The organism is Spirosoma sp. KNUC1025, from assembly GCF_045160025.1.
Classification (GTDB): domain Bacteria; phylum Bacteroidota; class Bacteroidia; order Cytophagales; family Spirosomataceae; genus Spirosoma.
In genome coordinates this window covers 1657180-1683487 of sequence record NZ_CP087139.1, presented here as the reverse complement: position 1 = coordinate 1683487, position 26308 = coordinate 1657180, and the positions used below count along the sequence as shown (strand labels likewise).

The following is a 26308-nucleotide window of genomic DNA, read 5'->3' as shown; positions in this document are numbered from 1 at the left end:
TAGTTATCAGCAGTAAAAAGAGCCATGAGCGCTAAACTCGCAACGACCAAGCTGGCCATATTGGTATTGGTTTCTGTGCACTTCTCTTGCCAGGATCATACCATCTCGCCCAGATCCGTTTCCTTTGAAGGAACCTACATCACGACAAATGAAGTGCTCAATCCGGCCCCAACGCTGAAGCAACGGACTACAGGGACCTCACAAGCTAAGCCGCTAGACATTAACAAGTTTGTGGCGACTGCTACGATCCATATCACGCCCCCTCCTCCTTTTAACGTAAGTGGGGAAGCTACTTTTTATGCCGACAACGGGGATGTATTTACGACCACCTTTACGGGGACATCTACCCCTAATGCCGACGGTACGTCGGCCGTTACCGTGACGCACACGATTGAGGGCGGAACCGGCAAGTTCGAAAAAGCCAGCGGCACCTTTGTGGGCAACGCCCTGGCGAATCCGAAAAACCCAACGGGAAGCATTACCTACAAGGGGATGATAACGTACTGACCGGATAAAATCAGCTTGGCTCTGTATTAACAAGCTCGTTTTGAGAAATTTAGCTGTATATTAATCGGTTGAATGACCAGCGGCCTTTACGGGTTCGATCTAGTGATGCTGTACGTATTTTCCTGACAACGACTGTGTATGCGAGCTAGCCTAACCATGCTGTTTCTGATGCTGACGATACCGGTTTGGTCACAAACGGCCCGAATCGATCGGTTGCGGCAGGCGCTTCCAGAACTGGAAGGCCGGGCGCGGGTGGATGGACTGAACGCCCTGGGCCGGGAGTTTACGTTTTACTACGTGCATGCCGACTCTGCGCTCAAGTACGCGCGGCTGGCCTATCGGCAAGCTGTGCCCAATGCATACCTGCGCGGGCAGGCGGTAGCTTTGCTGACGCAGGGGGACGTAGCGGGTCGGTTGTTAGCGGATTTCAAGCTGATGGTTCACCGGAGCGAACAGGTCATTGCGTTATTGAAAAACCAGAACGAACCAGTCACCCTGTCGAAAGCGTATTACCTACTGGCCATTGCGCTGGGAAGCCAGGGGCAGTATGAGCAGGGGTTACGAGCCGCTCTCAACGCCCGGCAGTACGCCCTGGCGGCTCGGGACAGGGCAGCCCTGGGCTGGGCCATACAGGCGGCTGGCTATCAGTACTGCAAACGGGGGCAGTACTGGAAAGGCTTTGAAAATCTGATCCAGTCCCAGAAAATAGGCAAAGAGATAAAGGATTCGGCACTGACGGCTGTTTCACTGGCGTTCATCGGCCGGTCGTTCAACCGGGTGGGCGATCCGCAAAAGGCCCTCGCTTATTATTATCAATTTTTGCCCTACGCCACGCCATTTCTATTACTCTTTCCCCAGTTGGAAGACATGGCCTATGCCCATCTGCAACTTCGGAACTATGACTCGGTGCTGTATTATCAGCAAAAACACCAGCATAATCTGGCGATACTGACCACCGATGAAGCCGTTCGGAAAAAGTTCAGAGCTTATGTGTGGGGCTTTTCGGTGGAGGTGCAACTGGCTCGCCATCAATACGATCAGGTGCTGGCCGATGTACTACCGCTTATGGACAATCTGCGCCGGAAACGCGATGTAATGCCGCTGATGCAATCGCTGCTGACGCTGGCCAAGGTGTACGAAGGAAAACAGAATTACCCGACCGCGATGCGTTACGCCCGCGAGTTACGCCAAACCGCTCTTCAGACGGCCAATCAACAGTATCTCAAAGACGCCAATGGGCTAATGGCTACGCTGTTTGAGCAGGTGAAGCGACCCGACAGTGCTTACGGGTATTTTAAGCAATATACGGCGCTCAACGATTCGCTGGCCGCCCTTCAGTTTGCCCAGCGAACGGCCCTTTATCTGGCAGCTTCTCAGGCAGAAAACCGCATTCGGTTGTTGAAACAGGATAAAGCTCTGAAGGAGCAGCAACTCGTTGTCAAGCAACAGGAATTGCAGCGACAATCACAGTCAACGAATATGCTGGCGGGTGGTTTACTGGGTCTGTTGGTCTGTTCGTTGCTGGTGTTCCGAACGATGACGCTCAAGCGGAAAAACGAAGTCCTTCGCCACGAACAAGCTCAGTCGAGCCTCAAACGCAAAGCCCTGGAGCTGGAAATGCAGGCCCTACGCACGCAGATGAATCCACATTTTATCTTCAACTGTCTGAGCGCCATTGATAACCTCATCCAGACCGGTCAGCCCGACAAGGCCACGACCTACCTGGCCCGGTTCGCCAAACTGATTCGGCTGGTGCTCGACAGCTCCAAAAACAACCTGGTTCATTTTCAGAAAGATTTCGACACCCTGCGCTTATACCTGGAGCTGGAACAGTTCCGATGCAATCATAAATTCAGTTATTCACTGACGGCCGCCCCGGAGTTGATCGCAGGCGATTACCAAGTTCCTCCCCTGATTATTCAGCCCTTCGTGGAAAACGCGATTCATCACGGTCTGCTCAATAAACCTGACAATTGTCGCCAACTGGATATAGCCGCCTGGCTGAAGGATGAGTACATCATTTATTCGGTCATCGACAATGGGATTGGCCGTGCGCAGGCTGCCCGATTAAAGGAACTAAACCGGCCCGAACACCAGTCGTATGGCATTCAGATAACGCGGGAGCGCATTCAGCTTCACAACCGGCACCACCGGTTAGCCGATGTTCAGATCAGCGATCTGGAAGAGGACGGTAGGCCGGCTGGCACTAAGGCAGTCGTCCGGATCAATAGCGCTGAACCCTACATGCCATGCTGAAAGCTGTATTGATTGACGATGACCAGAGCAACCTGAGCGCGCTCAGCGAAAAGTTACGTCGGCACTGTCCGCAGATCCGAATCATAGCCCAGTGCGATAACGGTCAGGATGGGCTGAAAGCCATTGACAGCCTGCAGCCAGATGTGGTCTTTCTGGATATTGAAATGCCGGTGATGAATGGTTTTCTAATGCTTCAGCACCTGTCGTACAAACAGTTCGCGCTGATCTTCGTCACAGCCTATGACCATTATGCCATTAAGGCTATCCGATACAGCGCGCTGGATTACCTGGTAAAACCGGTCGACATCGACGAGTTAAAAGCGGCCGTCGCGAAAGCCGAAGCGAACCGACTGAACCAATCGGCCGAATCGCAAGTACAGCTGCTACTGGAATACGTGCAGAAGAAACAACCCCGACGCATTAGTATTCCCACCTTCGAGGGCCTGCAGTTCATTGCTATTGATGACATTATTTACCTCGAAGCCAGCGCAAACTATACATACATCTACCTCAGTGGCTCCCTGAAATTTCTGGTGAGCCGCACCCTGAAAGAGTTTGAAGAGTTGCTGCCAACCGAAACGTTCATCAGGATTCACCATGCCCACATGATTAACAAGCTGTTTATGGAACGCTACGTTCGCGGGGAAGGCGGTCAGGTGGTGATGAGCAATGGGGTTGTGCTGGATGTATCCAAACGTAAGAAAGCAGAGTTTCTACAGGCCATCAGTTTTTAACGAAACAACCATGTCTACCAAACTGTACGAAGAAAATGCGCCGGTGAATCGCCGAACCGCATTGGTGCAGCTATCAGCACTCGCTACCGTTGCCGGGTGGCCCGACCAGGCCGGGGTACTTACATCACATGCCGACGTGAATACGCCCCCCACCGTCGGAAAGCGCGTCCGAAAGATTGCTACGGAGGAAGCCTTCATGATTCCGGAGGTAGCCACGGCTGTGCGTGAGTTGACCCGGCGGGGTGGCTCAAACCTGGACCTAAAGCTCTTGTCTACGATTTACGACGCCCCGCCCCTAGTCGCTTCTGCCACCTCCTCACAAGCCCCTCCGCCCGTATCGAACCGGGATGCCAGTTCGCGGTTGATGCTCCCAAAACTGCTGGACCTGGATGATGGACGTCTGGCGGATATGGATGAGAATGGGGTAGACATGCACCTGCTCTCGTTGGGGCTACCGGGTGTGCAGATGTTTGAAACCGATCAGGCGGTAGGCCTGGCCCGCCTGTCCAACGACCGGCTGGCCGAGGCCATTCGCCGTCATCCAACGCGTTTTGCGGGGCTGGCCTGTTTTGCGCCCCAGGACCCGTCTGAAGCCGCTAAGGAAATGGAACGGTCCATCAACACGCTCAAGCTCAATGGGTTTCTGGTCAACTCCCATACCGGCAACGCTTACCTGGATGAACAACGGTTCTGGCCTATCCTGGAAGCCGCCGAAGCGTTGGGCGCCCCGCTTTACATTCACCCCCGCGCTCCGTCGGACGGTATGGCCGCTCCTTTCCGCGACTACCGCATCGAAGGGGCCATCTGGGGGTATGCTATTGAAGCTGGTACGCACGCCTTACGGTTGATGCTGAGTGGCGTCCTGGATCGCTTTCCCCGCCTGAAGATTGTGCTGGGTCATATGGGCGAGGCTCTGCCGTTCTGGTTGTGGCGGCTCGACTTTATGGGCGCACCGGGGGCCAGGGCCGGTCGGGGTAACCAGCTCAAACCGAGCGAATATTTCAAACGCAACTTTTCGATTACTACCAGTGGTGTCGAGGACCCGCTTGCGCTCCGGTTTAGCATCGATAAGCTCGGTATCGACTCGGTGATGTGGGCGATTGATTATCCCTACCAACCCACAGCACCGGCCGTGTCCTTTATTGAATCAGCTACGCTCACGGATCAGGAACGAGCCAAGGTAGCGCATGTTAATGCTGAGCGTATCTTCCGGATTGCCGGATAAACGAACGATGTTTATGGAAACGTTACGTGTTTTTTGTATTGAGAAGTTGTAAGCCATTCGTGAATCAACATTCTTCCCTTAACGTATCATACCGATGAACCAACTATTTATCATTACCGTGACAAGCCTGGTCATGCTTTTTGCGACGCCAACGCAAGCACAACAAAGCGCCGATTCGCTGACTATTCAAACGATCCTTCAGGAAGAAGTCACTTCCTGGAACAGGGGGGATGCTGTTACTTACTCTAAACATTTCGCCGAGAATGGAACATTTACCAATATTCGAGGTATGTTTTTCACCGGGCATCAGCCGTTTTTAGATAGGCATGTTGAGATATTCAAAGGCATGTTTGCCAAAACGGTTATGCACCAGAATATAGTCTCCTTCCGGTTTCTCAGCCCTGAGGCTGCCATTGTCGAAACACTTACCTGGATTACTGGATTTCCAAAAGGCGGTTCGCCCAAAGCCATTCACATCGACGACAAGGGACGTCTACATACCCGGCTGCTTCAGGTCTTCCAAAAGCAAAAAGGCGACTGGAAAATTGTTGTGTATCACAATGTGGACTTAAAGCCCGACACGCCCGTTCCGGCACACAACTAAGTAGAAAGGATGCCTGCAACTTGTTGCTATAAAGAACGAAATGGGCCGCAACGTAGCATACTGTCAAACCAACTAATGAGCTGATCTATAAATTATTACCGTTTATAGAGAAAGTATATCTACGTAAAATTTTACTCCTTACTTGGTGTAAACGTGTGTCACGCATTCGCCCATCAATAAGTTATCGGTCAGCATATGACAACAAGACGAACGTTTTTGAAAGAATTTTCACTACTTACGCTGATGCCGTTGCTCGTACGTGGTAACGATCTTTTTACCAATCAGCGAGTTCCTTCCATTGGTTATCTGGGCGGGGCTGGAGTGTTGGAACTGGAGAAAGCCTTCATCGAAGAACTGCAAAAACTCGGCTTTACCGACCAGAAAACTATTCACATTGAAAAAAGGCTGGCACGACCAAACAGCCCGGATGCCACGTCTATGGCGACCGAGCTGGCGCAAATGGACCTGGTACTAATCGTTGCGGCATCGCTTCCCTTAGCCCTGGAAATTAGAAAGAACAACCCTAACATGCCCATGGTGCTGGTTACTTGTCCCGGCATGGTCAGCAACGGCCTGGCTAAACGTTTGGAACACCCTGGAGGCATCTATACCGGAATGGACGAATTGCCTGAAGGAGTTACGGCCAGACGGCTTCAGTTGCTAAAAGCGGCTGCTCCGAACGTAACACGTATTGCGTTGATTTCTGGAACGCCTGGTGTCGGAGGGCATGAAATTCAGCTTTCCGAAGCCGAGAAAACAGCTACGACCTTGGGGGTGAAAGTCAGGCCCTATCAAGTGACTACCTTGCCCGAATTGGAAAAAGCCTTGGAAGCGCTGGGGAGCGACGGCATGAACGGAATGCTCAACTTTCAGGGAGCGCTTACATTGGCCAACCGTAAGCTGATGGTTGATTTCGCCCTCCGCAACCGTATTCCGGCCATTTACCAGCAGGCTGTGTTTGCGGAAATCGGTGGGCTGATGGCCTGGGCACCGGATCTTACTCAACAATTCCGGGAAGCAGCTCATTACGTGTCGAAGATACTGAAAGGAGCCAAACCCGGTGACCTGCCCATTAAACAACCAGAGAAGTATTACCTGACATTAAACAAATCGGCCGCCGACAAATTGGGGATAAATTTTTCTAAAGAGTTGCTGGCTGAGGCTAGCAAGGTCATTGAACGGTAAGAACGTAGCTTTAAAACCATGAAACGTCGTTTATTTCTTCAGACTCCCCTGCTGGCTGCTCATGCAAGCTGGCAACCTAAGCCCAAGAAAGGCGTCAAGGTAGAGGCTGGCAAAGATCGCTTTACCGGCACATCGACGAATGCTCAGGGGGTGGTGGGTCTACCACTAAAGTTTCCGGTAAGGACTCCCTCCCAGGGGGGCGTCTATATCTAAGGGGGGCGTCTATATCTATGAGACGGAACGAATTGAAAAAGGGGGACCGCCCCTGCATCTGCACCAGGAGCAGGATGAATAGTTTCGCGTCATCGAGGGCGAATACGCTATAAAAGCGGGCGACGAGCTGCTTCATTGTAAAGCAGGAGATAGCGTCCTCGTACCGCGTGGGTTGGCTCATGCCTTTGCCAAGGTCAATGAAGGCTCTGGTATTCTGTTGACTCTGTTTCAGCCAGCAGGCAGGATGGAGGAGTTCTTCAGGGAGCGACGAGAAAGAGGATCGTTTGCCAATCAACAGGAAGAGCAGGTGCTTTGGCGTGCTTACGGCATGGAAATCCTTGGCCCTCCCCTTCCTACTGAATAAGCCGTCGTCTTTACATCCGTCTGGATAGCGGGCCAGGCAAACGTAGCGTATATACCGTGCTGGTAGTCTGTGTTCTTTCAGCCTGGTACGGTCACTGAGTAAAGATAGAAAGCCGAGGAGCGATTCGTCGGTGAGGATATAACCTCGAAATTAAACGGATATCCATCATGAGACGTCACAACGATGCTTTCGTCAGCAAGCCAAATGGTGAAGAGGTACTACTGCCAACGTGATAATAGCGAACTATACGCACAGGTATTACCCGTTACTCCGACTTTTGATAGCGTTCATCAGCTATGAATCGATGGCACTGCGTTTCGCATCAATCGACCGAGGTACGCAAAAAATAGACGCTCCTTTTCTAATTAGATTGGCCAACAGCACTTTACTAAAAAATGATTGCTTATGCGACGCCGAACATTTATAGAAGAAATGGGCCTGTTTGCCGTTGGAATAGGGGCATTCGGCCAGATAAGCTGGCGGGAAGGCCGCTCTGTTGGCGACAGTCCCACGACGACTGACATCTTAGGGCCCTGGTACCGACCGGGTGCTCCATTCAGAACGAACCTAAACCCAGCCGGATTCGCTGGCGAAATCCTACACTTATCCGGCACCGTCTATAAAGAAGATGGCAAAACGCCAATGAAGAAGGGTTTAATCGAAATCTGGCAATGTAACAAAGACGGTCTCTACGATAATACGTCCGATGAGTTCATTTACCGCGCCAGCCAGCAGCTAAACCGGAACGGGGCCTATTCGTTTGTTACCAGCATTCCGGTAGCGTACCCTAGCGAAGCTGATCCCAGTCAATACCGGCCCGCCCATATTCATATGCGGATATCGGCCGAAGGGCAGCAGGATTTGATCACACAACTTTACTTTAAAGGTGATCCAAATTTAGAATCCGACCCGAGCACCAAATCGCCCTTATCGATCAACCGAATCCTGCCTTTGACTAAAACCAAAGACAACGAAAGCGCACTACGGTTTGATGTTATTCTGAGAAAGGAGTATCTGCCGGACGGCACCGTTTTTCAAAAGGTTTCGGGTGTCTATAAGATGAGCGACAACTCGATGATGGAGTTCTACCGGCAAGGCGACCTGCTGTTCTACAAACGGAATAACCAGATTTCGGGCGGCTTGTCGTATCGTGACGCCAATACGTTTATCGGGGGTGTAAACGACACCGAAGCCCAGTTTGAACTACAGCCACAAGGTAACGCGACCGTTCGATTCCGATTTTCCAGACGACGGGAAACTAAACTGACTGGCACAAAGCTAGTGAACTACAATCGGTAGGCATAAGCCAATAACTCTTCAAATCAGCCATGCCTGTCTAACAAACATGCCACGCAGCAACTCGTACAAACTACTGCTTACTAAAAGTAACCTTAACCTATCTTAAAAAAATAGGTGCATTATTTCCTAAAAATACTCAGGAATATGGATGCGCTAAGAAAAGGACAGTCGCTTTTCGGTCAGTCTTGAACGGAGCTCATTGTAAACGGGTTACCGCTGGTCCAGTCTGTATACCATAGCCAGCGTAGTTGCCCCTGGCATTACCACCAAAACGCTTATTTTGCTTATACCACCAACGGCCATCTTCTCGAAGCCTACAAACACAAAGAGTTCATCCTTACCGCTGCTGGTACCTTAACGTATCACCACAGCCAGGAGCCCCATTGGAACAGCCGTTTTTCTTCCTACGTTTCCGTATTCGAACAGGGGTCTATAATACATACGAAGCAACTCCTCGAAGGCTTGCCGGTCGCCCTCTCGAAATGCTTGCCAAAGTATTGTATCCTGTTCACTCACCGAACTCTTTATTTACCTATCCCCCAGCTAATTCTACAAATATAAATGCTCGGCCAAGATAAAGGAAAATTAATATAGCAATGTTTCTATTTTGAACAGACTGCCCTGCACAAAATCTTCATAAAAAACATTCGTTTACTTTTTCAATTTTACGTTTCAACGACAAACTGCCGGTCACAAATTTGGTTGACTTGCTGCAGCCGCGGAATAACTGAGTCCGATTGGCCTTACGAACGGCTCCTCTTTGTCTAACTTACTTTGGTATCTATAAACTCAGTGTCGTCCCGTAAACTGCTGCTACCAATTTGTAAACGACCCGTCGGATTTGTAAAGCCGGGGGGCTTCCCAAAACCGGAACGGTTGTCTGGAGAGAACCTCCTCACGCACATCTACGCCCAGACCCGGCGCGTCGGAAAGAACGAAGACGGTATTTTCCACCAGGGGCGGATTGATAAAATAGTCCTGCTGGCCTAATAGATCGGTGTCGTAGGGCGGTACTTCCAGCCAGGCAAAATTGGGAACGGCAGCCGCCAGATGAATAGTAGCAGCCGTGCAGATGGGGCCAAGCGGGTTGTGGGGCATGATGTCGATGTAATGGGCTTCGCACCAGCCGGCCACCTTCACTGCTTCCGTTAGTCCGCCCACGTTGCATACATCAATCCTACCGAAGTTGGTGATATTCTGCTCGACATAGGGTAGAAAATCCCATTTGCTGGCAAATTCCTCGCCGATGGCCAACGGAATATCTACCATCTGTCGGAGCATTTGATAGGCCGATGGGGTCTGACCACGAATGGGCTCCTCCAGAAAATCGAGCGTTCCGGGAGGCAGCTTCTGGCAGAATGAAGCCGCTTCGGCCACCGACAGCCGGTGATGGTAGTCCATTCCTAACGTAATGCTAGTGCCTAATTCCTGGCGAAGTTCGGTTAGGCAGGCCGTTACTTCGGCGATCGACTGGCGGGGATTAAACGTAGTAGCTCGGAGCGCATCCCCATTCACTCCCGTTAAGGTTCGGATAACGCTCCATCCAGCAGACGCAAACGTTTTAGCCTCCTCGATCAACACGTCGCCCATTGGCTTCGACGTTGTGATGAAGCAAGGAATATGATTACGTTGTTTTCCACCAAGCAGCTCGTACACCGGCATACCCAGGGCTTTTCCTTTCAAATCGTAGAGGGCAATATCGATGGCTGAAATGGCCGCCGTCAATACCCGCCCACCTTCAAAATACTGGCTCCGGTACATTTCCTGCCATAAGGCTCCGATCATAAACGGGTTCTTCCCCACCAGAAACTCCCGAAAATGCCTGATCGCACCCACCACTGCCAGTTCGCGGCCCGACAGCCCCGACTCGCCCCAGCCGTATATACCCTCATCGGTCTCGACTTTGACCAAACAGATATTCCGTTCTCCCAGCCAGAACGGATAAGCTTTTACGTCCGTAATTTTCATGATTCGATAACGATTCGTTCTACTCTACCCACCAGAAATAGGTAGCTACAAAAGCCAACGGCAGTCACTACGGCTATATATATTAATACCGGCTGGAAATCACCTGCTTTGACTAGATAGCCGATCACGATGGGCGTGACAACTGCTGCCAGCCCGCCGATAAAGTTGAAAACTCCCCCCACCAGCCCAATCAGTTGACGCGGAGCCATTAAGGAAATAAACACCCAGGTAATCGACGCCAATCCGTTACCAAAAAAAGCCAGTGACAGAAAAAAAATAATGAGTGAGGTATCATTGGTATAGTTGGCAAACAGAATCGACATGGACAGTAACATGCCCGTCAGAATGGGTGTTTTACGGGCAAACGCATTGGAATGGCCGGTACGTACCAGGTAATCCGACAAGAATCCCGACAGCAATACACCAAAGAAAGCCGCTAAAAATGGAATCGATGATAGCCAGCCCGTTTTAACGAAGCTCAAGCCCCGATACTCGACCAGGTAGGTGGGAAACCAGGTTAAAAAAAAAGCAAATAAGGTGTTCAGGCAGAATTGCCCGATGTAGAGTCCCCAGAGCTTGCGATACGAAAATGGGTAGTGTAGGTCGGACCACTGAAATAAGGCTACTTTTGTTACCATTCCTCCATTCTGTGTGTTTGGGTTGTCTGGCGCAATGAGCGACCGTTCGGCCTGATTGAGCCCGGTATGTTGCTCCGGTGAGCGGTAAAAGACGTACCAGACAAGCGACCACACGATTCCGATCAGACCTGACGTAATGAACAGGCCCCGCCAGCCTACCCAATCCTGAATGAGTACCAGTAGTGGGCTCAAAAACGCCAGGCCAATAAATTGCCCGGAGGTGTAGCTGGCAATGGCCGAAGCCCGTTCATGCTCGGGAAACCAGGCCGTTACGATGCGGTTGTTCATGGGGTAAGCCGGAGCCTCAAACACGCCAACAGCGGCACGGGTAGACAGAAATCCGCCAAACGTCTGTAGAAAGCCTTGCACCATCGTCGCCAGCGACCACCAAAACAAAATAAACGGATAGAGTTTACGCGGATTGACCCGGTCGACAATAGCCCCACCCGGCACTTGCAACAGGGCGTACGTAATCGAAAACGCCGAGAAGACGTACCCCATCCGAACCGAGTCGAGGCCGAGGTCGGTTTTCATTAGGGGAGCCGCAATGGAAATGTTACTCCGGTCGAGATAGTTGATGACCACTGACCCGAAAACCAGGGCCAGAATCGTGAATCGCTTTCGGGTGGGTTTTTCAATCATGGGTGATTTGGGAACGGACCAGTATCTGAGTAAAAGGCATCGAATGCCATAAATTCATTAAAACGTCAATTCCGTCCCCATGAAAAGGCAACTTACAATTTTAATGCTTCCCGGCCAGGTTGTCCTTTGGTCCTGCGTTCAATTTGGTAAGTTCAGCCAGGCTTTGTTCACTGATGCCGTCGACTATGTCAAGTGTCGGCATTGCTTTTTTCAGCATCGCCTTGCCTTTCTGGGTCGTTTTGGTTTGCCAGAGATAAATAGTTTTCAGGTTTTTCAATGTAACAAGATCGGCCAGGCCAGCATCCGTGATTTCCGTACCGTACAAATTCAGATACTCCAGATTAGCCAATACGCTGAGCTTTTTCAGACCGGCGTCCGTTATGTTGGTTTGTTCCAGATGGAGCTTTTGAAGATTTTTCAGTTTCGCTACCTGCGCCAACGTAGCGTCAGAGATCTCGGTATCGCCTAATTTGAGCCAGACAATCTGATGGCTAAGTTTCAGTAACGTAGCGGCCTGCGCATCGTTGAACGTATGGGCATTCACCGCGCTAACTTCCAGTTGATTTTGCTCCTTCGACAATGGCAACACCAGCAAGCCCGTCTGCTTTACTTCCTCAATACCTTTCGGATCAGCGGCTGGCATCTTCATCGTCAACACCGGCGATTCAGGGGCGGGTTGTCCGTCGTTACGGCCCTTTTCCGCTACGTTCTGACCATCTTTCTCAAGTGGACCATTGCCGCCCAAAGAAGCAAGTACCGGGCGGATAGCATCGTTTACGGTAAGGTCAGTCACTTTTCTGTCGAACGTAGCGCCCTGATCGATCCACCACGTTAGCAATGCAATCTGGCTATCCGTCAATTGTGGTTTCCCCTTGGGCGGCATGTGATGGTCGTCATCTTCGGGCAGTAAGCAAGCGCTCACCAGTTTACTCTTTTTGCTGTTTCCCACCACCAGTATGGGGCCGTCCTCAGAGCCTCTCTTTATTTTATCAGGTGAATCGAGTCGCAATCCCGCCTTCGATTTATCGGCATTATGGCATTGGACACACCGAGCCTGTAGGATAGGATTGACAATCTGCTGATACACCATTGCCTGATTTACGTCAGTGATTGGTTCAATCCTGATGTCGGGTTGTTTTGGCGGTAGTCCTGCTAGTGTTCGGATAGGTCCAGGTGCGAACTGTGTCAGGTAGTCAGAACCGTGCGTTAGGTTTCCACCCAGGTGGCCGGCCGATAACAGAAACACCAACGCTATGCCGAGTGCGGGCAAATAAAGTAGTGGAGCAAAGGTCACAATACGTCCCAGATTTTCGGACTTGACCGACCAGGCCACCCACGCAAAAACAGCCACACCAATTCCCTGCCACATGTGTGCGTCAAGCGTTTCGGCATCATAGCCCCCGCCCAGCGATAGCATATACCCAAACCCGCAGGCCATGGTAGCACTCACGGCCGACCAGAATAAAATCAACGTAATAGTGTGCTGGCTAACGGACTTTCGACGGGTTAACCGATCCAGCTCCAGCAACCCGGCAATGAGTAAAAACCCAATCGGTAAGTGAACAAGAAGTGGGTGAAAATGCCCCAAAAACAATACCCATTCGGAAGGAAACGTAGCAGCCTGTAGCAGGATTAACGTATTCATAAGCAGAATAATAAATTAGACAGCCCGCTCCGGTTCAGCGCGGCATGTCGTTCCGGATGCCTACCGAACTATGCGAATGCTGTGGTTCTCGTTGATTAGTACGTAGTGAAAACTCCAAATCGGCTTTATATTGGTTTTCACCCGTTCAATGCAGATTTTGGCAAGGCGATTAAGCTAAGATTGGTTTGACTACTTTTCCAGCTACGTCTGTCAATCGGAACGGACGTCCCTGAAATTGGTACGTTAGCTTTTCGTGATTAAATCCAAGCAAATGCAGAATAGTAGCCTGCAAATCATGGACATGAACTTTGTCTTTCACACCGTAGTAGCCAATGTCGTCGGTTTCACCAAAGGAAAACCCTTTCTTAACCCCACCACCCGCCATCCAGACGGTAAACGCGTCCAGGTGATGATCACGCCCTTTAAAGGGCAGCGTTTGTCCATCGCGATTTTCCTGCATAGGTGTACGCCCGAATTCGCCACCCCATACCACTAACGTATCGTCCAGCAAACCCCGCTGTTTTAGGTCAGTCAGCAGGGCAGCTACGGCCTGGTCCGATTGGCGGCACTTTTCCGGTAGGCCTAAATCAATCGATGAGTCGGTGCTCGTACCGTGTGAATCCCAGCCCCAGTCGAACAACTGTACAAAACGAACCCCGCGTTCGACCAGGCGACGAGCCAGTAAACAGTTTCGGGCAAACGATCCCTGGTTTGGATTGACCCCGTATAAATCGAGCATGTACTGCGGCTCGCCTTTGATATCCATGGCTTCGGGCACCGACATCTGCATGCGATAAGCCAGTTCATACTGCGCAATCCGGGTCAGGATTTCGGGATCTTTAACGTCATCGTACTGCTGCTGATTGATGTCAGTTATGGCATTGATGGTTTGTTTGCGAAGGTCACGGGGCATACCATCCGGATCTGATACGTATAAAACCGGATCGCCTTCGGTGCGGCATTGCACACCCTGATAGACCGAGGGCAGAAAACCACTCCCCCAAACCGACTTGCCTGCGTCAGGCTGCTTGCCGCCCGATGCCAGTACGATGTATCCCGGCAAATTATCGTTTTCCGAACCCAGGCCATAAGTCACCCATGAGCCAATGCTAGGGCGGCCCAGCCGGGCCGAACCCGTATGCATCAACAACTGGGCCGGCGCATGGTTGAACTGATCGGTATGCATGGCTTTTAGAAACGTAATGTCATCGACGACGCCCTGTAAATGGGGCAGTAAATCAGAAACCCAGGCGCCCGATTGACCGTACTGGCCAAATTTCCCCTGTGGACCCAGCATTTTGGGAACGCCCCGAATGAAGGCAAATTTCTTTCCTGTCAGCAACTCCTGCGGGCAGTCCTTACCGTTGTACTTCACTAATTCGGGCTTATAATCGAACAGCTCCAGTTGAGAAGGCGACCCCGCCATGTGGATGTAAATCACCCGTTTGGCTTTTCCAGAAAACTGGGCCGGGCGCACTGCCATCGGCGATCCGTCGGCATTGACCGGGGCAGCAGACGCCCCTACTCGATCATCAGTTTTACCCGCAAAACCACAGCTTTCCAGGAATGAACCCAGGGCCATCGCACCGAGTCCAGTAGAGCAGGTATGCAAAAAGTGCCGACGCGTTTCGCGTTGCAGAGCAGCCTGTTGGAGTTCTTGCAGGAGTTTGTTCATGGAGTAACGCTGGCTTTCACCCGCGATTTAAATCAGGAATGAGTTGAGAAAAATGCATCTTGCACACCCTGTGGCGGGTCGCCTGCTGCCTTTATTGCTTGGTAATCACTTCGTCCAGATTGAGCATGGTATTGGCCGTAACGGTCAGGGCAGCCAATTGCGGACTAGCCTCTGCTCTGGCCAGTAATTTCCGGGCATCAGCTGGATGCTGCTTGTAATACGTTTCGGCTTTCTGATAAAGGCTAACCAGCACGGCCAGTTTATTGGCTGACGGATTTCGCTGCGTTACCTGGTGAAAGCCAGCCTGAATCTGTTGCGTCGGCGTCCTGCCTCGTTTCAGCATCGAAGCCGCCAGTGTTTGCGCCGACTCGACAAACACGGGGTCATTCAAGGTAACCAGGGCTTGTAAGGGCGTATTGGTGCGAATGCGTCGTACCTGGCAAAACTCCCGGCTCGGACTATCGAAAGTGAGCATGGATGGATACGGCGCTGTGCGTTTCCAGTACGTGTATACGGCCCGGCGGTAGCGGTCGGCTCCGTCACTCAGTTTCCAGCTTTCCCCAGTGTAGGGCGATTGCCAGATCCCTTCGGGTTGCATCGGTTTCACGCTCGGGCCAAATCGCTTACTGCTTAACAAACCACTCACGGCCAGTGCCTGATCCCGCACCTGTTCAGCCGTCAGCCGTACGCGTGGCCCTCGTGCCAGCCAGCGATTAAACGGATCGCTGGCTAGTACATCCGCCGTAACCTCCGAACGCTGTCGGTACGTGGCCGACAGAACCATCCGTTTCAAAAGCCGCTTCATCGACCATTGATCGGTTTCCATAAATTCAGCCGCCAGATAATCCAGCAGTTCCCGGTGGGTGGGCTGAATCCCCTGCGTACCTAAATCTTCGACCGTTTCAACTAAGCCGGTGCCAAACAGCTGTTCCCAAAACCGGTTCACAGCGACTCGGGCCGTTAGGGGATGATCCCGGTTGACCATCCACTGAGCGAGGCCCAGGCGGTTGCGGGGTACAGGCTTGCCATTCGTATCGGTCGGTAAGGATGGTAACGATTTGGGGACGTCCGGTTGTACGCGTTTTCCTTTTACCATCCAGTTCCCTCGCTCAAAAATGTGGGTTTTCCGGGCTAGGTCACCCTTCGCTTCAAACAAAACAGGGGTAGATTCTGGCTCAGCATTCAGAACAGCCTGAAGCTTACGATCCATCTCGCTCAAGGTAGTAGCCGACGTGCCAGGTAAGGCAGGGCGAAACGATACCCACTTAATCAGGGTCCACTCTTTGGGCTGAGCTGGATTATCTAGCGTTACGTAGAGATGATGACGTCCGGAGAGTTTCGGAAGTGCATAGACCATAACCGTGTCATTCCACTGATTACCGGTTTTGGGAACGGGTATTGTCAGCAAGGCCGGGCCCGTTGGATTGTCCTGATGGAGTGTTAGAACGGCTTTGTCAGCCTTTGTCCCTATAGCCATAATCAGCCGGTTAGTCCCCGTCAGGTTGATATTCCGGATTCGGGCCGAGCCCCCGTGCTGAACCCCAAAAAATTTGGCATCCAGCAGCGATGCATTCACAAATTGATCAAAATCGTGTGAGTTTATTTTGGGTTCGGTTAGCCGGACAAAATTAACCCAGTCCTGCACCTGCTGCGGCTGCCTGGTGTGCGTTGTCAGCCAGTTTTTTAAGGCACTGACTTTAACGGAATCCTCACCGCTGAAGAAGCGTAACGTGGGGGTATCCGTCGTGACATCTTCATCGCGGGTATTATTAAAGAATGCCAGGTATTTGTAGTATTCGTCGTGCGTAAACGGATCATAGGGGTGGCTGTGGCATTGCACACAGCCAAACGTAGTGCCCTGAAATACATCCCAGGTCGTGTTGACCCGGTCAATGACGGCGGCCGTCCGGAACTCCTCGTCCTGCGTACCCCCTTCATCATTATTCATGGTGTTGCGATGGAAGCCCGTGGCAATCAACTGATCATCCGTCGCATTCGGCAGTAGGTCGCCCGCCAGTTGCTCAACCGTAAACTGGTTATACGGCTTATCCTGATTAAAGGCATTGATGACCCAGTCGCGGTAGCGCCAGATTTTTCGTTCGGTGTCTTTTTCATACCCTTTAGAGTCGGCATAGCGGGCCAGGTCGAGCCAAAGGGCTGTCCAGCGTTCACCGTAGGCCGGTGAGGCCAGCAGTCGGTCCACTACGTGTTCATAAGCATTGGGCGACTTGTCGTTGAGAAAAGTGGAGACTTCCCGCTCCGTGGGTGGCAAACCCGTAAGGTCGAGTGAGACCCGGCGGATGAGCGTTGTACGATCCGCTTCGGCTGAAGGGTGCAGGTTTTGTTCCCGAAGTTTCTGGATCACAAAAGGATCAATTTCATTTTTGACCCAATCCTGTTCGGGGCTATTGCCTAGCCCTAGCCGACTCCAGAACGTACCGACAGCGGGAACGTCGGGTTTTTCGATCCGGGTATATGCCCAGTGATCGCCCCACTTGGCGCCCTGATCGATCCAGTTCCGAAGCAGGTCAATCTCTTCCGGTTTTAGGGGAGCTGCCTCTAGTGGCATTCGCTCCATATGATCGGTCAGCGTCAACCGACGTATCATTTCACTGGCGTCGGCATCACCCGGCACGATGGCTGGTTTGCCCGACTTCGTTCTGGCTACGGCTTCATGCCGGAACAGAACTGAAAAGCCTCCTGCTTTTTTAACCCCTCCGTGACAGGCAATGCAGTTTTTATTCAACAGTGGTTTGACCTGCGTATTGAAGTCAACACGCTTCCCGAATAAGCCCAGAAAGGAGGATAAGAGCAACCCCGTCCCGACAATTACGCCACTAAAGACAATTACGTTTGGTTTCATGCGCTGAGAACAGTCAATGTATTGACTCAGCACAAATCTAAGTAGCAATAATCCAAGGCGGAATGGAGCAAATTTTGCTTTTCATGGATAATCTTACGATTTTCGGTAGCTATCGTTTTCGGGACTGAAATAGTCTTAATGGGCCTTTGTTCGCCGAAACAATAAACAGACGATCCATATGGTGGTTGAGACCCACTATACTTTTGCAATCACCATCCGCCAGGAAACCACTTTGCGGAAAAAGTAATGGACGGAATCCTCCTTTTCCATCGCCTTTCAACAGCAACCCGGTCAGGGCATCGTACTGGCCAGCCACTGATTCTGCTTCGTAAGCATTACCAACTGCCAATACATCCAGCTTTCCATCTCGGTCAACGTCTTCAACCAGCAGGCTTTGAATGGGGCCCCATTGCGCCAGACTCGGCAATGGTTTCAGCCGGAAGTTACCACCCGTGTTTTCCAGCAACATGCTTTGCTGCTGACAAGCACGGAGCACGGTGCTGGCCTGCTGTTTTTCGAGCGGCAGGAGATCAGTGAGCTGAGCTTTTGCGTAGTTCGCGTAATTGGTGAACTGTTTTTTTATCAGTGGCAACTGACGGCCCAACTCATCGCGGGAAGCAATGGGATATTCAATCCCCTGCAAATAATACGTAGCGATGGCATCCAGCCGACCATTCCCGTCGTAATCGCCCGCATAAATTCGCATGGGCTGACTGGGCGATACGCGGTAACGACTATTCAACCCCATATTGCCCAGCACAAAATCAGGATCGCCATCGTGGTCAAAATCACCGGCCCGAATGCAATTCCAGAAGCCTTCCGATCCCTCCAGCGATTTCATGGGTAAACGGGAAAGTTTACCCTGATTGTTTTTGAGTACCGTGATCGGCATCATTTCGCCAACGACGATCAGGTCCGGCCAGGCATCCCGATCCACATCACTCCATACGGCATCCGTCACCATGCCAACCGTTCGCAGGGCCGGTCCTAGTTCATCCGTTACGTCAAGGAAACGTCCCTGTTCGTTTTTGAGTAGATAACTCTCGCCCGGCATGGGGTACTGTAAGGCCCGAAGCCGTCCGCCCCGAAACAGATCCAGATCGCCGTCTTTATCAAAATCGACGGCTACGACGCATGAGCCACTGTGCCGAATGGGCGGTAACCGGTCGACGGTGAGGGTAAATTTCCCTTTGCCATCATTGAGGTACAGCCGATCCTGATAATAAGCCGAGCCATCGTAATATTCATTCGAGCCACTCACAATGTACAGATCATTGTCACCATCCCCATCTGCATCGAACAAAAGAGCCCCGACGTCTTCTTCATCTTTCGGCTGGGATTCATCAGTATATGCCTTCTCGACAAAACGACCGGCAGCTGTTTGAATCAGTAATTTTCCATAGTGCCGGAACGCTCCACCGATAAAAAGATCCTCCAGGCCATCACCGTTTACGTCGCCCGTTGCCAGTTTCGGTCCCTGCTGCGAAAGCTTGTGCGGTAATAACGGCTCCTGATTGTAGTCCAGATATGATTCTTCCTGATGAGTGTAGCTAAGGCCGGATGAACGCGTTACGTCGGTCAGTATCGTGGGTTGTCCTGTTTTTGGTTGTTCCGAAATGCGTTGTGCCTGTTGGTAATTCAGGGTCACAAGACGGTCAATTGGGAGATTTTTTTGCGTCTGCGATTTCCCATCGGGCCAAACAATACGTAGCGAATCAACGCGGTTTGCCGAGCCCAGTCCGAAATGGATAACGTAATCGCTCGATGACTGATACCCACGCGTAACGGCCTGATGGTACGTCTGTGTCATCCCGTTGCTGTAAAGTGTTAGGTCGGTGCCCAGCCCAAACGGATTTTGGGCTGGACCCTGTAGCTTTAGCTGGACGTAATGCCGATTTGTCGTATTGTTTTGCAGGATATAGGCGTCTTTATTGATGTTGTTGACAATCAAATCCAGATCGCCATCCCGGTCGAGATCGGCGTAGGCAGACCCATTCGACAAGGACGTTTCCGAGCCGAACCACGTAGCCGTAACATCGTCGAATGTCAGGTTATGTTGATTGCGAAAAAAGCGGTTTGTCTTCTCGATACTGGGCATTTTAGGCGCTCCCTGTCGCAAATACGCATTAATCTGCTCCGGTGATCGACTTCCCCCTGCGCAAACTGGTCGTTAAAGGACACAAAATCCAGATCGGTAATGTCGCGCAGGTAGCCGTTGGTGATGAACAGATCGCGCCAGCCGTCATTATCCAGATCCGCCAGGAGTGGTGACCAGCTCCAGTCGGTAGCCGAGACACCTGCAAACTGCCCAATTTCTGAAAAAACCATCCGACCATCAGGTGCCTTGCCCCCGTTTACCTGAAGCATATTCCGCATAAACTGGGGATGGTAGCCCTGCTGCAGAATACTCTCAAATTGCTGGTAATTAGCCGGACCCGCCATTTTCTTGCGCTGTTCATTGTCTGCCGGAAGCATATCGGCCACAACGACATCCACCAGCCCATCGTTATTGATATCAGCGGCATCGCACCCCATCGAAAACTGACTGTGGTGCTTGAAAAACGTTCTACTAACTTCCTTAAACGATCCATTCTGGTTGTTGATGTACAGAAAATCGTTCGCCAGAAAGTCGTTCGCTATGTAGATATCTTCCCAGCCATCCTGGTTGAAATCGGAAACTGTAATACCCAGCCCAAATCCGTCGTGCAGAATACCCGCCGATTTCGTTACGTCGGTAAAGTGTGGGCCACCGGCACCCGAATCGTTCCGAAAGAGTTTATCGTTCGCCAGACCAGAACCATCGGCAATAACGGGCGTCACCTGGTTAGGATTGCGGATCAGATTCGTGCTGGTCAGCAGATAAACGTCCAGATCACCATCCTTATCGTAGTCCAGAAAAGCCGCCTGATTGGTGTAGCTGGTGTCGGCCAGCCCATATTGTTCAGCACGTTCCTCGAACCGAAGCGACGCATCGTTCGCTTTTCCTCTGTTGATATAGAGTTGATTTTTACGGCGATTTCCAGGATAATTTCCCGATTTGCAGACGTAGATATCCAGCAGTCCGTCGCTGTTCACATCCGCCATTGTTACGCCCGTTGACCAGCCCCCTTTTTTAATTCCGGCCTTGTCGGTAATATCTTCGAACCGCGGATGATCGGAACCGGGTTTGGTAATATTCAGGAATAGCCGGTCGCCCACCTGATTGCCGGTGAAGTACAGATCGGGTAAGTTGTCGTTATTCAGATCACCCACCGCAACACCCCCGCCGTTGTAAACGTAGTAATAATCAACCAGATTAACCGTATCGTTTTCGGTAACGGTGTTTTGAAAATGGACGCCCGATTCTTCGGGCGAGAGGGAGGTAAAGAGCGTCTTTGGTTTTTGTTCGCAAGCTACCAGGCTTCCGAAAACCAGCAACAATACTACGTACTTCATACAGGGAAAGGTCGCTAAAAAACGATAAACAAAAAAGGGCTTGTTTAAGCCCTTTTTTGTTTATCTGGTCTTACTTCCACAGATCGTTTTGGGTCACGTTTGTATTGCCCTGCAGTTCTTTCAGCGGCAGTGGCAGCACATAATCCCTGGCTTTCAGGGTTCGCCCAACGGCATATTTGGTAATGTAATGTTTGATATGATCGCCCAGGTAATCCGGCGTTCCACCGAACTTGCTTTTACGTCGGAGTTCCGGATACATTACCTGTTCGAAGACAAACTCCTGTTCTCGCTCTTTGATAATCGCATCACGCAGAGCTGCCTGGCTCAGGCCACTCAGCGCAGCCAGACCAGCGCGAGCCCGTACTTTATTGATACCCATGAATTTATCACCCTGCCCGCTTTCGTTACAGGCTTCAGAATGGCCAAGCATGATGTCGGCCAGACGCAGATAGATGGTATTCTTTTCGGTGTTGTTGTAGTTAATGCCTAACTCCACCAGTTTGCCAGCCCAAGCTTTGCCAAAAACCATCTGGGAAGGATCGTTTGGATTGGCATCTGTCTTCACGATACCCCCAAAACGCGAGAGGTTGAAATCAGCCGTTGGACTCCATTTTACGATTGGGTATTGCCCATTGATTTTTCCGAGCCGACCCGTAGGATACGACTCAATAAACGTAGCGTCGATACGCTTGTCTTTGCTATCGTACGAAGCCCGGAACTCCTGCGTCGCACTTAACCAGCTCCAGCCTGCACCACCCAGTTCACTGGGATAATCTTCTGGGTTGAAGTGCGCCGAATGCACCGCCCATTCGCTGGCATTGGCGGCCGCCGAAACCTGTCCTTCGAAGAGCCGCTCCCCCTGGTTTTCGTGGGCAAGATCGAAATTGTAGCCAAAGTTGTCGAAGAGCTGCAGCCCGCTGTTGTTGATTATCTCCTCACCCGTAGCTTTGGCATCAGCCCATTTTTCGTCCCAAAGCTGGGCTTTCATCAGAATGGCTTTGGCGGCCCATTTAGTGGCTCTCCCTGCATCTGCCCCTGTATACGAAGCCGGCAATACGTCAGCTGCAGCTTTGGCATCGGCATAAATCTGATCAATCACCGCCCGTTTACCGCCCGCGTTGGTAGGAAGTTCACTAATCCCTTTCGTCGATTTGGTGGTCAAAGGCGGATTATCGAAATAACTGAGCAGCCCGTAGTAATAAAATGCCCGCAGAAACTGGGCTTCGGCTTTTGACCGTTTTACCAGCGCGTCGTTGGTTGGGTCTTTCATCGCATCAGCGGTTTCGATGATGGCATTCGCCCGGTTGATAGACCGGTAACTGATTTGCCAATACGCTTCGATGTATTCATCGGCATTGCTGACGTTGCCCAGGTTGTATTGAAGGGGTCCTTTTTCCCAGCCAATCTGGTCGCCCGTCAAGCACTCGAATACGTAGCGGTCATAAAAGTAGCCCGAGTAGCCCGAGTTGAGATCATCGTAGATCCCGTTGACACCTAATTGCAGTTCCGTTGCCGACTTATAAAACGTATCAGGATTAATGAAGTCGGGGGTTTCTTTTAAATCCGAACAACCAATACCCGTTGCCATAACGGCAAGCGTGAGCAGGTATTTCATTCGGGGGGATATCGTAAGGTTCATTGTGTCTAAGTGATTGAAGAGTGCTGAATTTATATACCAAGGTTTACACCGACCGTCATCATTTTGGCGCGCGGATACGCATCGTAATCGTCGCCCCGGTTCAGGTTATTCTGCCCCTGGTTGTTCACTTCCGGATCGAAACCTTTGTAGTTGGTAATCAGGAAAAGATTCTGACCGCTGACATAGATCCGTGCGTTGCGAATGATCTTGTTCTGCAGCGGTAGTGTATAGCCCAGCGCGATATTCTGCAGGCGAACAAAGGAGCCATCCTGGATAAAGAATGACGACCGGCGGAAGGAAATAAAATCCCGGCGACCATCAACGATGGGACGAGAAGCCCCTGTATTGGTGGGTGTCCACGAATCGGTCAGGATGGACCCGATCTGATTGATTTTCTGGACGCCATCCCCCATTTCAGACTGTTGCAGGTTGCGAACCTGATTGCCCTGAACACCCCGGAAGAAAATTGAAAAATCGAAGTTTTTGAACTTGACACTTGAATTCAGCCCCCAGGTAAACTTCGGATTCGGGTTGCCCAGAATGACATAATCATCAGCCGTGTATTTACCGTCGCCGTTCACGTCTTCATATTTCGGGTAGCCAGCTTTGGCGGCAAAGCTTTTTCCTTCTTCGTCACTTTGGAACAGACCCGTGTATTTATACCCTTTCCAGGTACCTATCGGGTTACCCGCTTCGACCCAACTTCCGAAAATACCCAGGTGACCGCTGGGGCTGCTGGCGAAGAAGGGTGTGCTTTTGCCCAGGTCCGTGATTTCGTTTCGTAAAATCGATACGTTTCCGCTTACGTCCCATTTGAAATCCTTACTATTTACAATCTTATAATTTGTCGAGAATTCTACCCCTTTATTCGACAGCGATCCGGAGTTCAGCATGATGGTGCTGAAACCAGTGCTTTGCGGAATCGAAACATCGAGCAGCAGGTCGGTCGTTTTGTTGCTGAACACGTCGAAAGTCATCGACAGCCGGTTGTTGAGGAAAGCCAGGTCCAAACCCAAATTCAGCATGGCCGTGCTTTCCCATTTCAAATCGGGGTTGGCAATGCGGTCGGGACCATAGCCCGCTACCAAGCCACTACCAAACACGTAATTATAGGGAACCAAACCACCCAGCGAACGATAAACCGGAATCTGGGAGTTACCTGTCAGACCGTAGCTGGCCCGGAATTTGAGATCGTTAAAGACTTTGCTTAAGCCTGAACCCTGAAAGAATTTCTCATTCACAACCCGCCAGCCAATGGCTCCCGAGGGAAAGGTAGCCCACTTATTATTCGGCCCGAATTTCGATGATCCATCCCGGCGGAAGGTTACAGTAAGCAAATAACGGTCGTTCAGGTTATAGTTGACACGGCCCAGCATCGACTGCAATGTCCAGTCCAGGCGACCGGAAAACGGGATCTGCGGTTTACTGCCATTCTGCATGTTCACAGACAGCGCATCGTCGGAAGGCAGACCACGTGTAACCATGGAATTGAACAGATTGCTTTCCTGCTGATACGTATACCCCAGCGTTACGTCCAGATTATGGCCCGGTGCCACCTGCTTGTTATAACTCAGAATGTTTTCATTCAGCAAACTACTTACGTTCCGGTTGGCTCGTTCTAACTGACGACCGTATTGCCGCCCGGTATAGGTAAAGTTGTTATAAAACGTCGTCCGATTGGCCGTCACGATGTCGGCGCCAAGACTGGTTCTGAATTTAAGTCCATCCAGAATATTGACCGTCAGGGCCGTCGTTCCGAACAAGCGGTTGATATTGTCCCGGTCATAGCCTTCCACCGCTTCGGCGACTGGGTTAATATTGAACCGCTGATCGTAGCTGGGATAATTATACGCCCCGTTTTGATCATAAACGGCCACGGTTGGGTCCAGTCCCAGCGCAGTAATGATGATCCCCCCGGACCACCCCGGTCGGTGGCCACGTTGCTGTTGCCCGTCCGGTTATAAGACCAGCTGTTGCTTAACGTAGCGCGGCCATTCAAAAAATCGTTATCAAGATTTAACCGAAAGCCGTAGCGTTTGAAATACGTATTCTTGACAATTCCTTTGTTATCCAGGTAGTTACCAACAAAAGCGTAGCGCATCCCTTTATTACCCCCCGTAAACGATAGCTGGTGGCTAGACAGCCCACCCGTTTGAGTGACAGCATCCATCCAGTTTGTGCCTTGTCCGATCTGGCTGATCTGGGCGTCGGTAAAACGAGGACTGCCTCCCTGGCTTTTTTCCAGTAGATTCAGGTAGCGGGCGTAATCGGCCCCATTCAGGACGTCGATCTTACGGGAAATGGTCTGTACGGAGTAAGAGCCTTCATAATCGACCCGGCTTTGACCTTCTTTACCCCGTCTAGTCGTAATCAGTACTACGCCATTGGAACCGCGAGAGCCATAAATCGACGTAGCCGACGCATCTTTCAGAATTTCAATCGACTCAATTTCGTTGGGGTTGATGGTCGCCATCGCATTACTGGACTGCCGGTTACCCGACGTACCCATAGCCGCATTATCGGGATACATTGGAAAACCATCAATGACATATAACGGCTCGCTGCCACTGTTGATGGAATTGGCCCCCCGAACCCGAATGGAAATACCGCCCCCGGGAGCCGCCGAACTTTGCGTGACCTGCACACCCGGCGCCCGCGATTGAATGGCCTGATCGACCGACACAACGGGCATTTCCTTGATCGCATCGGCTTTGATCGTGGCGACAGACCCCGTCAAATCACTTTTTTTCACCGTTCCGTACCCAACAACTACAATCTCCTCTAAGCTACGGGTATCAGGCGCCAGTTTCACCGTAAAGTCAGTCCGACTGCCTACTGTGGCTTCCTGGGTGATGTAGCCCACATAACTAAATACCAGCGTTTCGTTTCCGGCTGCGTTGATGCGAAACGTACCCGACGCATCCGTTGTTGTTCCCCGGGTTGTGCCTTTGACCGAAATCGTGGCACCCGGAATCCCTTCGTTCTGTTCGCTGACCACCTTGCCAGAAATCGGGGTCTGGGCAAATGAAGCGAGGGACATTAAAACCAGCAAACAGGCCGTTTGCAGGTAACGTACATAACTGAGCATAGGTTTGAAATTTAGGAATTGAGGAAAAACAAGATTAAATAAGTGAAGGCAAAGAAATAAATAGACGTAAAAGTCAAATCCTTATTCAATAAATTCTATTCTCACAAAATTGATCAACCACAGGCCCTAAATCAATGGAGGTAATTTTGATAAAGATGGACTATTTAACGAAAAATTAATCAGCAGCTGATGGCTGAATCTGTAAGGGGTAGCCTGGCACCCTGACTATAAGGAAGATACAAAACTCAATGGGGCCATCACTTAACAAAACCGACTCGACAACATGGTTTAAAAAACAAATGGGCAAGTCTACTCTTTATTATAGACT

The 26308-nt window shown here is 51.1% G+C and carries 18 protein-coding genes and 1 pseudogene; 9 read left to right on the top strand and 10 right to left on the bottom strand.

Annotated elements, in window-relative coordinates; genetic code table 11:
* Positions 1–24: 24 nt before the first annotated feature.
* The 9 genes from LN737_RS07345 to LN737_RS07305 all read left to right on the top strand — a co-directional run bounded on the left by LN737_RS07345 (position 25) and on the right by LN737_RS07305 (position 8387).
* A complete protein-coding gene (locus LN737_RS07345) occupies positions 25–507 on the top strand; it encodes a hypothetical protein (protein WP_405517543.1) in 483 nt (160 codons plus the stop codon).
* Between the two features lie 138 nt (positions 508–645).
* Positions 646–2763: a sensor histidine kinase gene (locus tag LN737_RS07340; protein ID WP_405517541.1), complete on the top strand. Its 2118-nt coding sequence runs from the start codon at positions 646–648 to the stop codon at positions 2761–2763.
* Positions 2757–3497, top strand: coding sequence for a LytTR family DNA-binding domain-containing protein (locus LN737_RS07335; RefSeq protein ID WP_405517539.1), 741 nt, complete (start codon positions 2757–2759; stop codon positions 3495–3497). Before LN737_RS07340 ends, LN737_RS07335 begins: the two co-directional genes overlap by 7 nt.
* A gap of 10 nt (positions 3498–3507) precedes the next feature.
* Positions 3508–4722 carry an amidohydrolase family protein gene (locus LN737_RS07330; RefSeq protein ID WP_405517537.1) on the top strand — a complete coding sequence of 405 codons (1215 nt, stop codon included), beginning with the start codon at positions 3508–3510 and terminating at the stop codon, positions 4720–4722.
* A 94-nt stretch (positions 4723–4816) separates the two neighbouring features.
* Positions 4817–5326: an SgcJ/EcaC family oxidoreductase gene (locus tag LN737_RS07325; RefSeq protein ID WP_405517535.1), complete on the top strand. Its 510-nt coding sequence runs from the start codon at positions 4817–4819 to the stop codon at positions 5324–5326.
* A 195-nt stretch (positions 5327–5521) separates the two neighbouring features.
* Positions 5522–6511: an ABC transporter substrate-binding protein gene (locus LN737_RS07320; protein ID WP_405517533.1), complete on the top strand. Its 990-nt coding sequence runs from the start codon at positions 5522–5524 to the stop codon at positions 6509–6511.
* Between the two features lie 18 nt (positions 6512–6529).
* Entirely contained in the window at positions 6530–6724 is a 195-nt protein-coding gene (locus tag LN737_RS07315; protein ID WP_405517531.1) for a hypothetical protein, read from the top strand.
* A gap of 91 nt (positions 6725–6815) precedes the next feature.
* Entirely contained in the window at positions 6816–7088 is a 273-nt protein-coding gene (locus LN737_RS07310) for a cupin domain-containing protein (protein WP_405520332.1), read from the top strand.
* Positions 7089–7493: 405 nt separating this feature from the next.
* Positions 7494–8387, top strand: a complete 894-nt coding sequence (locus tag LN737_RS07305) for a hypothetical protein (RefSeq protein WP_405517529.1) — start codon at positions 7494–7496, stop codon at positions 8385–8387.
* 813 nt (positions 8388–9200) lie between these two features.
* On the opposite strand, the gene LN737_RS07300 is transcribed toward LN737_RS07305, so the two are convergent.
* The 10 genes and pseudogenes from LN737_RS07300 to LN737_RS07255 all read right to left on the bottom strand — a co-directional run.
* A complete protein-coding gene (locus LN737_RS07300; RefSeq protein ID WP_405517527.1) occupies positions 9201–10355 on the bottom strand; it encodes a mandelate racemase/muconate lactonizing enzyme family protein in 1155 nt (384 codons plus the stop codon).
* Complete coding sequence (locus tag LN737_RS07295; RefSeq protein ID WP_405517525.1) at positions 10352–11635, bottom strand: MFS transporter; 1284 nt, start codon at positions 11633–11635, stop codon at positions 10352–10354. The genes LN737_RS07300 and LN737_RS07295 overlap by 4 nt, the downstream gene beginning before the upstream one ends.
* 100 nt (positions 11636–11735) lie before the next feature.
* Positions 11736–13280 (bottom strand): c-type cytochrome domain-containing protein, encoded by a 1545-nt coding sequence (locus tag LN737_RS07290; RefSeq protein WP_405517523.1) that lies wholly within the window; start codon positions 13278–13280, stop codon positions 11736–11738.
* Positions 13281–13449: 169 nt separating this feature from the next.
* On the bottom strand, positions 13450–14955 hold the full coding sequence (locus LN737_RS07285; RefSeq protein WP_405517522.1) for a DUF1501 domain-containing protein: 1506 nt from the start codon (positions 14953–14955) through the stop codon (positions 13450–13452).
* Between the two features lie 91 nt (positions 14956–15046).
* Positions 15047–17818: a DUF1553 domain-containing protein gene (locus LN737_RS07280; RefSeq protein ID WP_405517521.1), complete on the bottom strand. Its 2772-nt coding sequence runs from the start codon at positions 17816–17818 to the stop codon at positions 15047–15049.
* 109 nt (positions 17819–17927) lie between these two features.
* Entirely contained in the window at positions 17928–19916 is a 1989-nt protein-coding gene (locus LN737_RS07275; RefSeq protein WP_405517519.1) for an FG-GAP-like repeat-containing protein, read from the bottom strand.
* Entirely contained in the window at positions 19865–21253 is a 1389-nt protein-coding gene (locus LN737_RS07270; RefSeq protein WP_405517518.1) for a VCBS repeat-containing protein, read from the bottom strand. Before LN737_RS07270 ends, LN737_RS07275 begins: the two co-directional genes overlap by 52 nt.
* A 70-nt stretch (positions 21254–21323) precedes the next feature.
* Positions 21324–22892 carry a RagB/SusD family nutrient uptake outer membrane protein gene (locus tag LN737_RS07265; protein ID WP_405517517.1) on the bottom strand — a complete coding sequence of 523 codons (1569 nt, stop codon included), beginning with the start codon at positions 22890–22892 and terminating at the stop codon, positions 21324–21326.
* A gap of 29 nt (positions 22893–22921) precedes the next feature.
* On the bottom strand, positions 22922–24769 hold the full coding sequence (locus tag LN737_RS07260; protein WP_405517515.1) for a SusC/RagA family TonB-linked outer membrane protein: 1848 nt from the start codon (positions 24767–24769) through the stop codon (positions 22922–22924).
* Between the two features lie 98 nt (positions 24770–24867).
* Positions 24868–25932: pseudogene (locus LN737_RS07255) on the bottom strand (SusC/RagA family TonB-linked outer membrane protein); the annotation flags it as partial.
* Positions 25933–26308 lie beyond the last annotated feature (376 nt).

Excerpts from the sequence above, each read along its gene's own strand:
- LN737_RS07345 (WP_405517543.1), top strand. The coding sequence starts at position 25 with ATGAGCGCTAAACTCGCAACGACCAAGCTGGCCATATTGGTATTGGTT.
- LN737_RS07340 (WP_405517541.1), top strand. The coding sequence starts at position 646 with ATGCGAGCTAGCCTAACCATGCTGTTTCTGATGCTGACGATACCGGTT.
- LN737_RS07335 (WP_405517539.1), top strand. The coding sequence starts at position 2,757 with ATGCTGAAAGCTGTATTGATTGACGATGACCAGAGCAACCTGAGCGCG.
- LN737_RS07330 (WP_405517537.1), top strand. The coding sequence starts at position 3,508 with ATGTCTACCAAACTGTACGAAGAAAATGCGCCGGTGAATCGCCGAACC.
- LN737_RS07325 (WP_405517535.1), top strand. The coding sequence starts at position 4,817 with ATGAACCAACTATTTATCATTACCGTGACAAGCCTGGTCATGCTTTTT.
- LN737_RS07320 (WP_405517533.1), top strand. The coding sequence starts at position 5,522 with ATGACAACAAGACGAACGTTTTTGAAAGAATTTTCACTACTTACGCTG.
- LN737_RS07315 (WP_405517531.1), top strand. The coding sequence starts at position 6,530 with ATGAAACGTCGTTTATTTCTTCAGACTCCCCTGCTGGCTGCTCATGCA.
- LN737_RS07305 (WP_405517529.1), top strand. The coding sequence starts at position 7,494 with ATGCGACGCCGAACATTTATAGAAGAAATGGGCCTGTTTGCCGTTGGA.
- LN737_RS07300 (WP_405517527.1), bottom strand. The coding sequence starts at position 10,355 with ATGAAAATTACGGACGTAAAAGCTTATCCGTTCTGGCTGGGAGAACGG.
- LN737_RS07295 (WP_405517525.1), bottom strand. The coding sequence starts at position 11,635 with ATGATTGAAAAACCCACCCGAAAGCGATTCACGATTCTGGCCCTGGTT.
- LN737_RS07290 (WP_405517523.1), bottom strand. The coding sequence starts at position 13,280 with ATGAATACGTTAATCCTGCTACAGGCTGCTACGTTTCCTTCCGAATGG.
- LN737_RS07285 (WP_405517522.1), bottom strand. The coding sequence starts at position 14,955 with ATGAACAAACTCCTGCAAGAACTCCAACAGGCTGCTCTGCAACGCGAA.
- LN737_RS07280 (WP_405517521.1), bottom strand. The coding sequence starts at position 17,818 with ATGAAACCAAACGTAATTGTCTTTAGTGGCGTAATTGTCGGGACGGGG.
- LN737_RS07275 (WP_405517519.1), bottom strand. The coding sequence starts at position 19,916 with ATGCCCAGTATCGAGAAGACAAACCGCTTTTTTCGCAATCAACATAAC.
- LN737_RS07270 (WP_405517518.1), bottom strand. The coding sequence starts at position 21,253 with ATGAAGTACGTAGTATTGTTGCTGGTTTTCGGAAGCCTGGTAGCTTGC.
- LN737_RS07265 (WP_405517517.1), bottom strand. The coding sequence starts at position 22,892 with ATGAACCTTACGATATCCCCCCGAATGAAATACCTGCTCACGCTTGCC.